At 33.1% G+C, this 11,505-nt stretch carries 10 protein-coding genes; 3 read left to right on the top strand and 7 right to left on the bottom strand.

Translation table 11 applies throughout. The features are described 5' to 3' along the window. Positions 1 to 30 precede the first annotated feature (30 nt). The 6 genes from FLACOL7796_RS02750 to FLACOL7796_RS02725 form a co-directional block, all read right to left on the bottom strand. A complete protein-coding gene (locus tag FLACOL7796_RS02750; RefSeq protein WP_173969304.1) occupies positions 31 to 972 on the bottom strand; it encodes a proline dehydrogenase family protein in 942 nt (313 codons plus the stop codon). A gap of 826 nt (positions 973 to 1,798) precedes the next feature. Beyond that, positions 1,799 to 2,389: a hypothetical protein gene (locus tag FLACOL7796_RS02745; protein WP_173969303.1), complete on the bottom strand. Its 591-nt coding sequence runs from the start codon at positions 2,387 to 2,389 to the stop codon at positions 1,799 to 1,801. A gap of 191 nt (positions 2,390 to 2,580) precedes the next feature. Continuing rightward, positions 2,581 to 4,047 (bottom strand): glycoside hydrolase family 130 protein, encoded by a 1,467-nt coding sequence (locus tag FLACOL7796_RS02740; protein ID WP_173969302.1) that lies wholly within the window; start codon positions 4,045 to 4,047, stop codon positions 2,581 to 2,583. 310 nt (positions 4,048 to 4,357) lie between these two features. After that, complete coding sequence (locus FLACOL7796_RS02735) at positions 4,358 to 4,963, bottom strand: DNA-3-methyladenine glycosylase (protein WP_173969301.1); 606 nt, start codon at positions 4,961 to 4,963, stop codon at positions 4,358 to 4,360. A 327-nt stretch (positions 4,964 to 5,290) separates the two neighbouring features. Beyond that, positions 5,291 to 6,211: a phytanoyl-CoA dioxygenase family protein gene (locus tag FLACOL7796_RS02730; protein WP_173969300.1), complete on the bottom strand. Its 921-nt coding sequence runs from the start codon at positions 6,209 to 6,211 to the stop codon at positions 5,291 to 5,293. A 24-nt stretch (positions 6,212 to 6,235) separates the two neighbouring features. Beyond that, complete coding sequence (locus tag FLACOL7796_RS02725; RefSeq protein WP_173969299.1) at positions 6,236 to 6,793, bottom strand: contractile injection system tape measure protein; 558 nt, start codon at positions 6,791 to 6,793, stop codon at positions 6,236 to 6,238. A gap of 165 nt (positions 6,794 to 6,958) precedes the next feature. Between FLACOL7796_RS02725 and FLACOL7796_RS02720 the strand changes: the two genes are divergently transcribed. The 3 genes from FLACOL7796_RS02720 to FLACOL7796_RS02710 all read left to right on the top strand — a co-directional run bounded on the left by FLACOL7796_RS02720 (position 6,959) and on the right by FLACOL7796_RS02710 (position 9,638). Then, positions 6,959 to 7,543 carry a Crp/Fnr family transcriptional regulator gene (locus tag FLACOL7796_RS02720; RefSeq protein WP_173969298.1) on the top strand — a complete coding sequence of 195 codons (585 nt, stop codon included), beginning with the start codon at positions 6,959 to 6,961 and terminating at the stop codon, positions 7,541 to 7,543. An 85-nt stretch (positions 7,544 to 7,628) separates the two neighbouring features. Next, complete coding sequence (locus FLACOL7796_RS02715) at positions 7,629 to 8,729, top strand: SDR family oxidoreductase (RefSeq protein ID WP_173969297.1); 1,101 nt, start codon at positions 7,629 to 7,631, stop codon at positions 8,727 to 8,729. Positions 8,730 to 9,254: 525 nt separating this feature from the next. Continuing rightward, a complete protein-coding gene (locus FLACOL7796_RS02710; protein WP_173969296.1) occupies positions 9,255 to 9,638 on the top strand; it encodes a GreA/GreB family elongation factor in 384 nt (127 codons plus the stop codon). Between the two features lie 79 nt (positions 9,639 to 9,717). Here FLACOL7796_RS02710 and FLACOL7796_RS02705 read toward each other — a convergent pair whose 3' ends face one another. Then, the gene (locus FLACOL7796_RS02705; protein ID WP_173969295.1) at positions 9,718 to 11,259 is read right to left on the bottom strand and encodes a hypothetical protein; all 1,542 of its coding nucleotides are present in this window, start codon (positions 11,257 to 11,259) and stop codon (positions 9,718 to 9,720) included. Positions 11,260 to 11,505 lie beyond the last annotated feature (246 nt).

The following is an 11,505-nucleotide window of genomic DNA, read 5'->3' as shown; positions in this document are numbered from 1 at the left end:
TTTTTATGTTATAATAGCAATTGTAAAATCTTAATTTACAATATCGTCTAAAGCCTGAAATATATTCAAAGGATATTCTGCAATTCGGTTACACAAATACAAATACCATTCTTTGCCATAAACAAAATACAGTTTTGTTGGATATCCCTGTTCTTTTAAAGCAATAAGTTGTTGGTTCTGAATTCCGTATAAACTTTCAAATTCATATAAATCCTTGCTTGTTTTATAATGATTTACTAAGGCAACTACTTCTTTCTGAATAAGATCATGATGCGTAGCAATTGCACAAATGTGATTTCTGGATAATAATTGATCTACATAATACAAATAACGTTCATCAAGTTCAGCTCCTCTTGCAATCGAAACGTCTTTAGGAGTTTCAAAAGCGCCCTTAACCATTCTGATCCTTCCGTTTTGTTGTATTAAATCTTCAAAATCATCTTTCGATCTGTGCAAATAAGCCTGAAGTGTTATCGAGGTATTGCTGAAAGTTTGAGAAGCCAATTTGTACATATCAATAACCGCATCTGTTATTTCGATATTTTCTGCACTAATGGTTACTTCGATATTCTTTTGTTCGGCTTCCTGACATATTAAACTTAAATTATTAAAACACAAATCTTTTGAAATTGATAATCCGATATGCGAAAGATCAAGAGAAACTGTCGAATTTAATTGCTGCGTTTTAATTTCCTGAGCAATCCTGATAAACTCATTCGTGGCATTAATTGCTTCTTGTTCCGTAAGTGTATTTTCGCCCATAAACTCCATAGAACATTTAAAAGCCTGTTTGTTTTGTTCTTTTACTTTGGTAATGGTTTCTTCGAGTGTTTCACCACCAATAAAGCGATCGGCTGCTTTTTTTATGGTTTTAAACAATACTTCGTTTGATAAAATATATTCTTTTGCATGTTCATTCAAGGCTGCTTTTCGTAAAGCATTGGCTCCCATTAAAAGTAAATCTTTTTCCATTTTTATTTAATAATTTGTTTTTGATAATTAATTAAAGTGATGCAATCCGAACTCGTCTGATAAAGTATTGCTGTCTTAAAAATGTCACTTTTGTTTTTTCTGAATTTCTCTACTTTACGTGCCTGAGCGAAATAAATAAGTATGTTTTTTGCACTATTATTACATAATGCGATATAGTAGATTTTGAGCAATCAATTTTGCTTTGTACGCGTTAAAGAACCAACGCCAGCACTAAAATTCGGAATATAAATGTATCATTTATATTGAGATATAAAAACAGGAAATTGATTTTATTGAGATAATTTTTGTTGGAAGATCATCTCTGGATTTTTAAGATATATTCTAAACCGTAATATTAGTTTGAAAATGAATAGTAAAAGATAAAACTGATTGTAAATTCTAACTGTAGACCAACTCTAAAACTTTTGGAGCGGTAAAAAAAAAATGAGTTTACTTTTCTCCAAAACGTCTAGTATTGATTTGTAACTATCACAAAACCAATAAGTAAAATGATTCGTATGTAAGTGAACGAAAGATAAAATGTTGAAATGATGGAAGATAAATATCAAAAAATAATTGATGACGAAAATAAAAGACTAAACGAGAGAATAGCCAAGATAGAACGTGATCATAAGCGTGTTATACGTAGAATTTATATTTCGGCTATTATAATTATTGTGGTCACTATTTATTTTTGCCTGATCGCATAATGATGAATGCTGAAATAGTGAATGCCATACTATAGTATAATTTAAAATTACAATAGTATGGCATTCAAAAAATGATTAAACCTTAAAGCGGAGTTGAATTTTGAAATACTCGGTTTTTATTCTTTATATAAAATAATGGTCGCTTTATAACCCGTACCAACATTCCATTGGCTTGCCTGAATAACAGCTCCTTTATCATCATAAACCTGAAATTCAGCGGTATTTGGCGAAGCAGAACCTTCATTTAAAGCTTCAAAATCAATTTTGTTAATTCCTTTTACCAGGTTTATTTTAAACCCCTGAAATTCACCATCCAGAAGTACTTCTGTTTCGATAACTTTATCATTCAAAAGCACCCTGATTTTATCGCCATCGACAAAAGCAGCATCACGATAACGAACTGTAGAAGTAGATGAATTGGTTACAAAACCTCCTAAATATTCATTTCTTCTGTAAAAAATACCTTCTACATTTGCTTCTGGCTTGTACAAAATATTATTTTTATAAAGATCTTCCGGATTTATTTTTAAAACGGTCGATTCTTTTAACGGAGGCGGATCGTTTGGGGGAGTCTCTGTTGGCGGCAATGGTTCTTTTATTTCAGAGTTTTTAGCCGGAATTGGTTTGTATTTATCTTTTATTTCTTTTTGCGAATATCCTTGTAAAGAGAGACCTAATATAGAGAATAGAAATACTATTTTTTTCATAAATTTTAAATATTTAATATATAAATGGCAATGATGTCTTAAAAAAATAAAACCAGTTAATTGCTACTTATAGAACATTCAATTATTGTATTTATTGCGTTTACAGCCATTTTATTTCTTAAAAAAAGCTTTCTCATTCTATTTCATTACACAGAAAAAGATATTGATACCAACATCTTTTCAAACCATAATTATTTACTTTTTTTAAGCGCATCTATCAATTCATCCATATTGACTACGGCATAAGTAGAAGAATAATCAGAAACCGCATAAGGCAATATCAGGCTATTGTTGTGTATGATCGCGCCACAAGAATAGACAACATTCGGTACATAACCTTCTCGCTCGTCTTCAAGCGGAGAAAGCAAGGGTTCAGAAAGTCTTCCTATTTCTATAGACGGATCTTCAAGATCTAATAATGAGGCACCAATACAATAACGTCGCATTGTACCAACGCCATGCGTTATAACAAGCCATCCATCAGGTGTCCAGAGTGGCGAACCGCAATTTCCTATTTGTGTAAACTCCCAAGGATAACGTGGTTCCTGAAGTAAGATAGGAACATTCCATTGTGTAACCCTGTCAGAATACATGATGTAATTGTTTACACCGTCTATTCGCGAAAGCATGGCATATTTGCCTTTTATTTTTCTTGGAAACAAAGCCAGGTTTTTATTCTGAGCTCCGGCGCCATGCAAAGGCATAACCCTAAAGGTGTAAAAATCCTCTGTGGAAATAAGTTTAGGCAATATCGCATGACCATTATAAGCGGTATAAGTGGCCATAACGCGGCTTGAACCATCATCATCTTCAAAACGTACAAAACGTGCATCCTCGATACCACGGCTTTCGGACTCAGATATCGGAAATATAACGCGTTCTGTAAGATCAGAATCGTGTTTGAATTGCAAATCATAAAACGAATCGGCAAGCCAAAGTATTTCTTCAAGCGCTGTTCTTCTTTCCTGACGAATCGAAGGGTCGCTTAAAGCAGTATTTACCATACTTTTTAGTACGGCAAACTCGAACTCGTTGGGCAAATCCTGCATAATTTGAGCAATATATCTGTCCTGCGTATGCATTTCGGACAACTTTAATAAAAAGCGCTCTTTATTGAATAAGGTTTTATGTTCGATTTCGGCTTTATCAATGTTATGACCAATTTTCATGACCTGAAGATTGTTGTCTTTATCGAGAATTCCGCGTCTGAAAACTATAGATGAAATATGGCCTTCGCCTGTTGCGCGAAAAGAAATAATCACACGTTTTTCGCCAGCTTCAAGACCAGACTGATCAAAATCTTCTATGATCGAAGGATTAAAAATCGCAGCAGATTCTATGGCGTATTCCATTGTACAATAAGAGCCTATAAGCATTTTTCGATCCAGAGTCATGGCCTCGTAATCTATTTGCATGGCTTCGATGATAGGTTTTATTTTTTCGCAGTGTCTAAAAAAGATAGCCGAAATATTTCGGTGGCGTCTTGCAAATTCACGAAGTGTCTGTTCTAAAGTTTCCAGCACTTGCTTTTCGTTCAGCATCATTATGCGTGCGACCATTTGTTTGGTCCGCTCTTCGCCATTCATAAAATATCTTGCAACAACTCTTTTAGAATCCGGGGTGAATTTTATGTCTTTACGGATGACTGATACTCGCATAGTAAATTTGTTTTTTTGATGTTAGAAAAATTTCTTCGGCTGCATTATTATAATTTATTTAAAGAAAATGAAGCTATATACCTGTCAGAAAACAGCATTAATAGTTAAAAGAATGATCTATTTCTAAACAAGTTAGTGATTTTGTGAACGAAATAAAACTTTTTTTTAAAACTTTTATTGTTGGTTTCCCGATAAATAGGTTTATTTTATTGTAAAGATAAATTAAGAAGAGCGCTGAATGTTAGATAAATACAATCTTCAAAAAGCTTTGATACTTTTATAAGCTTTTTAATTGTCTTTATAATTATGATTAAATTTTGTTGGGTTTACTTACATATTTGTTGTTTATAACAAAAAATCGCCAGGGCAGGAGCGCATCTTCCTGCGCATAAGCAACACCAACTCGTGGTACGGCGGCAATTTGGTCAGGAGTATAACGAATATTATGATCTTCTATCCAGATTTCTTCGCCTGATAATTCTTTTTCGTTAAACGTCCGGTCGATTCCCAAAGCTTTGGCAGCAGATCCCGGACCTGAAGATATCGCAGCTTTTGAGGCCGCAATCTTACGTCTGGTTTCCATGATGTCCAATCCTGTAAGAGGTTCAATGGCGCGTATTAATACTGCGTGTGGTTCACCTTCTACAGAACTTACAATATTAAAAAGATAGTGAATTCCGTAGCATAAGTATACATACGAAATGCCTCCTTGCTGATAAAGAGTTTCGGTTCTGTTCGTCCGGCGTCCGCCATAGGCATGTGATGCTTTATCCTGAACACCAAAATAAGCTTCGGTTTCTACGATAATACCAGCAGTTACCACACCATCAATTTGGGTAAAAAGAACTTTACCAAGAAGATCTTTGGCTAGAAAAATAACATCCGGATTGAGATAATACGAAAAGGGTAATTTCAACTTTATTGGTATTGTATTAATAATTATGACTTGCTATGACTGATTTTTTTTATTTCAATAGTAGTCTTTTCATTATTTCTTGATGAGGTTGACTTTAGCTCCGGTTTTTTTTCTGAAGTTCTGGCGCTCGAAATATTGTTTTTGTGATTTGAAGTTGTCATCATACATTATTTAAATCATTAATAGACACAAATGTAGCAACTTCAAAAGCAACATTATTATAGAATTTATAGCGCACAATTGCATTATTATCAGTTTGTTTAAAAGTAAAACGCCATCGATAATTGTATTTTTTAGATTTTTTAAATTAATGATAAAATTACTGGTTTATAGCCATCCTTTTGAAATCTTATAATCATTAGGCAGATAAGTAAGATATTGCACCATTCTCGGACTTTTGCCTTTGTTTGGAGTGGCGCAATGTGGCAATCGGTTATCCCAGATGATAAAATCTCCGGCATTACCTAAAATAGGTTCAGCCTGTAAGGTTTCAATCGCTTTATCTCTTGGGTTTTCATCTGGTTCAAGATGATCTAGCCAATGATTTATTTTATTATGAAATCCCGCTACACAATGAAAGGCACCATCATTTGCACCACAATCCGTAAGATAAAGAAGTCCCTGAAGTCCAAATGTTATAGGTTGTCTGAGGCTGGTATCCCAATGAAGCGCACTTCCTAAAAAAGTAAATTCGTCAGTTTCAGGAGGGTTAAAGCTTACTTTGTCAATGGTTTTGTAGATATCTTTTGTATTGTAAAGCTGTTCGTATGCTTTTTTTATTTTAGGCGAAAGCCTGTTTTTATTTAAAGTTTCATGATCCGAAAAATTAAGCATTAATCCTTTTTGATCTTCATGCCTTTTGTACCAACTTTCTTTTATATCAGGATCCATTGCTAAAAAAAACCAAATAGCTTGTTGAGTTGCTTCGCAATCTTCTTTCGAAACGGCATCCTTTATGACTATATAACCGTTTTTATTCCAAAATTCAAGATCTTCTTCTGAAAGTACATTAGCTGTAAAAACATCTGAATCAGTATTTTGATTTCTTTTTTTGACAGAAATCCAGTTTTTAAAAGTTTCGAAATCAGGTTTTTCAAAGTATAAAAACTGCAAAGTTTCTTCCATACCAATACCCAATTCGTATAAGGTTTTAATTTCTTTATTCCAGCTTTCTATTTCCTCTGTAGTAGGTGCTTGAGTAGGATTTACGGTACGTGTCCAAAGGTTTTGAAGAGTAGTCCAGGGCATAATTTTTGTGGTTTTTATAGTTTTTTAATAAGGCCAGTAGACATGCAAAGGTTTACTCATCCAGGGGTATTTTATAATTGAAAAAGCAAAAGGGGATTTATGTAATAAGATATCGTAAGCTTTTTTGTCTACTGTAAGTTCCCATCTATCCACTAACTCTACAAGTATTCCGTCGCGAATGAGCCAATTTCCTCTAAAACCATCTATAGAAGTGCTGCCGATGTCCTGCCAATAAGAAATGGCGGTATTTATTAAGCCATTGATAAGATGCTCTTCTTCGTCAGTAATCTCAATTCTATCAGGAACACTGTCGCTAACAGACAAACCACAAAGCACTTTATTTAAGGGTAAATAAATTTCTTCTGTTTCGGTAAATCCTGTAACAACATAATGTAAGTACTGTACAGCTTTTTTTTGATTTTCTACATTAGTAAAATTTCTATCCTCTACAAGATGAAGTCTTTCGAATAGCATGGGGATGTAATTGTTTAAAATAACAATTCCTGCATTTCTGACCGGAATCCCTTCTTTAAGTGGCGTTGCAGGTCTTTTTATCGGTTGATTTTCAGAAGATATTCCCATTTTAGTGGTATTAGTTATAGATAGAAAAGAAACATAAAATTAGAAATCTTTTATTAATAATAGACTAAGTAGTTTTACCTGATATGGTTTTTTATAAGAGAAAGTTAAAAAATAAATAGCATACATTTGTTGTGCTTCATCATTCATAAAGTAAAATATTTTAAAATGTACGATATAATTTTCAAACATCTTGAAGAAAAAGTCAAATTATCCCCAGAAGAAAAGGAGCTGATAAAAACTTTCTTTAAACCTAAAAAACTAAAGAAAAAACAATTTGTAGTGGTTGAAGGTCACGTTTGTAACTATCTGACATTTGTTTCGAAAGGACTTTTAAAAGCTTATAATGTCGATGATAAAGGCAATGAACATATCAATCAGTTTTCGCCGGAAGGTTGGTGGACATCAGACATGAGCAGTTTTTTTAGCGGAGGAATTTCTTTTTATAGTATTGATGCCATGGAAGATTCAGAAGTATTGCTAATTACCAGAGAAGATTTCGAAAATTTAACGATAGAAGTTCCGGTAATGGATCGGTATTTTCGATTGCTTTTTCAGAATAGTTTAATTACAAAAGAAAGAAGATTAATTAGTTCGCATACTCACACGGCAGAAGAAAAATACAGACATATAGTAGAGAACAATCCTGATTTAATTAAACGGGTTCCTCAAAATCTATTGGCATCTTATCTTGGTCTTTCTCCTGAAACACTAAGCCGTCTTAAAAGAAATATCATTTTCGATCAGAAATAATTGATTTAGATCAAGTGAATTTCTTGCCTCAGGTCATCTTCCTGAGCAGGGTTTGTAAAGTAATTTTGAAAAAAATAAATTACTTATGAATTCTAAAAACTCACCGATACAGGAAACAACCGGAAACATCGCTTTAGTAGTAGGAGCAACCGGTATTGCAGGAAGTAATCTTGCTGAAAAACTTCTGGAAAAAGGATGGACTGTTTATGGACTTTCCCGAAATCCAAAAAACGATATTAAAGGTTTAAAACCCATTGCCGCAGATTTATTAAATAATGAATCATTAGAAACTGCTTTAATTGATGTTTTACCTACGCACGTATTTTTTACAACCTGGATGCGAAATGATACCGAAGAAGAAAACATCAGAGTAAATAGTGCTTTGGTTCGAAATTTATTAAACGTTTTATCTCCTAAAAAGTCTGTGCAGCACGTTTCGTTGGTTACAGGTTTAAAGCATTATTTAGGACCGTTTGATGCTTATGCTACAACGGGAACTTTGCCAGAAACGCCTTTAAGAGAAGAACAACCTCGTTTAAACCTGCCTAATTTTTATTACGCTCAGGAAGATGAAGTTTATGAAGCCGCCGCCAGAGATGGTTTTAGCTGGAACATACACAGACCACATACGCTAATTGGTAAAATGATTGGGAATGCGATGAACATGGGAACGACATTGGCTGTTTATGCCAGTATTTGCAAAAGCGAAGGAATTCCGATTATTTGGCCGGGATCAGAAGCACAATGGAATGGGATATCTGATGTTACAGATGCAAAAGTTCTGGCAGATCAGATTATTTGGGCAGCAACAAATCCTGCAGCTCATAACGAAGCTTTTAATGTCACGAATGGAGATGTTTTTAGATGGAAGTGGCTTTGGCCAAAAATAGCAGAATGGTTTCAAATAGAATTTGAAGGATATAAGGGAACTATAAAACCTCTTGAAACAGCATTAAATACAAAAGAAACTATTTGGAAAACAATTTCAAAAGAACATCAATTAATAGAAGAAGATTTAAGTCAACTCGCTTCTGCATGGCATACAGATCTTGATTTAGGAAGACCTCTGGAAGTAATGACAGACATGTCACGAAGCCGAAAACTTGGTTTCTCAACCTATAAAGATACCAAAGATTCGTTTTTTGAATTGTTCGGGCAATTACGAAACGATAAAATAATACCTTGAATTTTTAATTAGATAATTAGATAATTAGATAATTTTAGCGAGAGTTATTGCTATTTGATATTCTGATTTATAAATGAAAGGAGGGTTTTTTAAAGACCGTTCTTTTTGTTTTTTATGATTATAATGGTATTTTCTGGAGGTGCAATTTTAATAGCAATTTTAAGCTTTATTTAGGTTTTTTAGTGTTTTTTCTTTCAAAAAAAGGAGTAACTTGCGAACAATTAAATGCAATTAAAAAAGCAATGACGATTTCAAATTTTTATTTAACAAATAATGACTTGATGAGCCTTATGGGCACGTTATTGTATTTGCATGACGATACTTTCTTAAAAAGTTCCAAAGAGTTTATTAATTAAGCCCTGTCATAACTCTGGACAGGGATACTTTCATCCACGATGCTCATTTATTTAATCTTCAATTTTTATTGGGATTAAGATATCATTGAATTCAACACTACATAAGAGCTATAAGAGATTTAATGAAGAGTTATTATCTTACCTATGAAATTGGAGCAACAAGAAAGTTATGTCACAATCACAAAATATCGTTTTAACAACAGGAATATACGATTTAATTAAAGATCACGTAAGAAGAAAAAAAGTAACAACAGAAGAAGAAGTGTTATTGCTTAATGAACTTAAAAAAGCCACACAGGTATTAAGAAGAGATTTACCGGAAGATATTGTTTCTGTAAACAGAAGAGTAACTTATAAAGATTGTGCAACCAATGTAGAAAAAACGGTTGTGTTTGTAGGGCCTGAGAAAAACAAAGTAAGTAAAAACAGAATTTCTATTCTTTCAGACGAAGGTATAGCAATGGTAGGATATAAAGAAGGAAATGTTGTAGAATGGCCTGCTAAAAAAGGAAATCTAAAACTTGAAATCTTAAAAGTAGAAGAAGTAGCGTAACGCACTTTTTTAAATGTAAAACATCCCATAAAGAAATTTCTTTATGGGATGTTTTTATTATAATGAATTACAGCAATTATTAATTTTCGCAGAAAGCGCCAATTTGCTTTAAATGTCTTTCGGTTTGGTATTTATTAAAGTTATTCCATGTAGGCGGAACACTTGTTTTTTGCCCGTACATCGCATCCAGACAAATATTGTTGTCTTTGTACATTTCATGTAAAACGGCCAGAATTTTAAAGAAAAACTCATCTAATAATACGATAGCATCAAACTCTGATTTTAGAGTTTCGTAATTAGCATCAGAAGGATTCAATAATTGTAATAAAGCTAAAACTTCGTTCTTTTCTTCGGTATTAATTTCTGTAGCATAACCCATTTTTAAAGTTTTAAAAACAAGATTATTCCATGCTTTGCTGTCGTGACCCCATTGAACATCAGGAAGATTTAATGAATGCTCGCAAATTAAAATAATAGCAAAAAGAACATCATTTAAATATTCTGCCGGAAACTCATCAAAACTTCTGAATTCGAAACCGCTTTGATACATTTTTTCCTGATTAAAATCAAGACCAACCTCAGAAAGCATTTCGTATTCCATATCAGCTTCGATCTGATCTCTCCACCAAATGTTTTCTTCTTTCTCAAATTTTAGTAATTTTCTAAAATTGTCTACGTTATAAGTCAAAATTTTGCCCTTTGGCATTGCTTTATTATACGTTCCTACGCCTATATAACGAGACATCGCATTTCGCATAGAACCCAGAGTAAATTTCTTATCAAGACTGTAAGTATCACTTATCACGCCCATAATATCAGGACTGCCAAGAGTAGCAATAAAGAAAGGCTCAAACCATTGCAATAAATAAATGGCATTGGCATGTGTTCTTTCGAATTCGTTATAATCAACAATTCGGCTGTCCTCAGTCAATGACGGTAAAGTAATGTGAAAATGGTACGTTCCGTTATTAAACAAAACCAGATTTTCCTGATTGGTCATGAACATATTAAGTCCGTTATTGTAATCCGGAAAGTTTAATTTTCCGTTCAATACAGACGATTCATTGATTTTATCAAGGAACAATTTTTTAGTAGCTTTCAGTTCTTTGCAAGACTCCGCTATGGTTCTGTTTTCGAAATATTTGGTTACAAATTCGATCGAATCGCCATCAAAATGTACAGAACCCATTGTTTTGTTTCTTTGGGTAATCATACTCTGAATGTTGTACGGCTGATCTTCAAGGAAAAGTTCCATGATCGATTTTCCTAAATATTCAGGATTTTCGGTAGGTTGTGCGCTTACTTCGCCAGTTTCGGTATCAATTAATGGTTTTACCGGCGATATTGTTTTGTGCTGATAATTGATATCGAGTTTTTCCAGTGAATGACTGTTCATCATTCGGCTCACAGTATAGTTTTCGTTGGCATCAAAAGCTTTCTTTAAAATAGGAGCTAAGCTTTCAGGCTTGTAACATTTTCTATAATCGATACTGTATTTCTCAAAACCAATTTTTTCTTGTATAAATTCACCAGAAACTATTAGGGATTCTTCAAATTGCATGTAGGTTTCGTTTTCCAATCCTATTCCCCAATAATATTTTTTTGTCTGATTGTCTTTCATTTATACTTACTTTCTTTTTTTAAGGTTATTTTAAATTTTCAAGTCATTTTTTATCAGGAAATATAAATTCAGTCCGTTTCGATCAGAGACAAGAAACCTATAACGGATTAAGCATATTGTTGCCTCCATTATAAAAGTTTTCGTTTACTTTTAAAAATATAGGAATTTATATTTTAGAATTGCTGCAATTTTATCGACTGAAACATCAATTAAGAAGTAAATTTTTATAATAAGGCTATAAATTTA

This window comes from Flavobacterium bizetiae (genome assembly GCF_902804475.1).
GTDB classification, from domain to species: Bacteria; Bacteroidota; Bacteroidia; order Flavobacteriales; family Flavobacteriaceae; genus Flavobacterium; species Flavobacterium bizetiae.
This window is presented reverse-complemented; position numbering and strand designations above follow the sequence as displayed.

Excerpts from the sequence above, each read along its gene's own strand:
- FLACOL7796_RS02750 (WP_173969304.1), bottom strand. The coding sequence starts at position 972 with ATGGAAAAAGATTTACTTTTAATGGGAGCCAATGCTTTACGAAAAGCA.
- FLACOL7796_RS02745 (WP_173969303.1), bottom strand. The coding sequence starts at position 2,389 with ATGAAAAAAATAGTATTTCTATTCTCTATATTAGGTCTCTCTTTACAA.
- FLACOL7796_RS02740 (WP_173969302.1), bottom strand. The coding sequence starts at position 4,047 with ATGCGAGTATCAGTCATCCGTAAAGACATAAAATTCACCCCGGATTCT.
- FLACOL7796_RS02730 (WP_173969300.1), bottom strand. The coding sequence starts at position 6,211 with ATGCCCTGGACTACTCTTCAAAACCTTTGGACACGTACCGTAAATCCT.
- FLACOL7796_RS02725 (WP_173969299.1), bottom strand. The coding sequence starts at position 6,793 with ATGGGAATATCTTCTGAAAATCAACCGATAAAAAGACCTGCAACGCCA.
- FLACOL7796_RS02720 (WP_173969298.1), top strand. The coding sequence starts at position 6,959 with ATGTACGATATAATTTTCAAACATCTTGAAGAAAAAGTCAAATTATCC.
- FLACOL7796_RS02715 (WP_173969297.1), top strand. The coding sequence starts at position 7,629 with ATGAATTCTAAAAACTCACCGATACAGGAAACAACCGGAAACATCGCT.
- FLACOL7796_RS02710 (WP_173969296.1), top strand. The coding sequence starts at position 9,255 with ATGTCACAATCACAAAATATCGTTTTAACAACAGGAATATACGATTTA.
- FLACOL7796_RS02705 (WP_173969295.1), bottom strand. The coding sequence starts at position 11,259 with ATGAAAGACAATCAGACAAAAAAATATTATTGGGGAATAGGATTGGAA.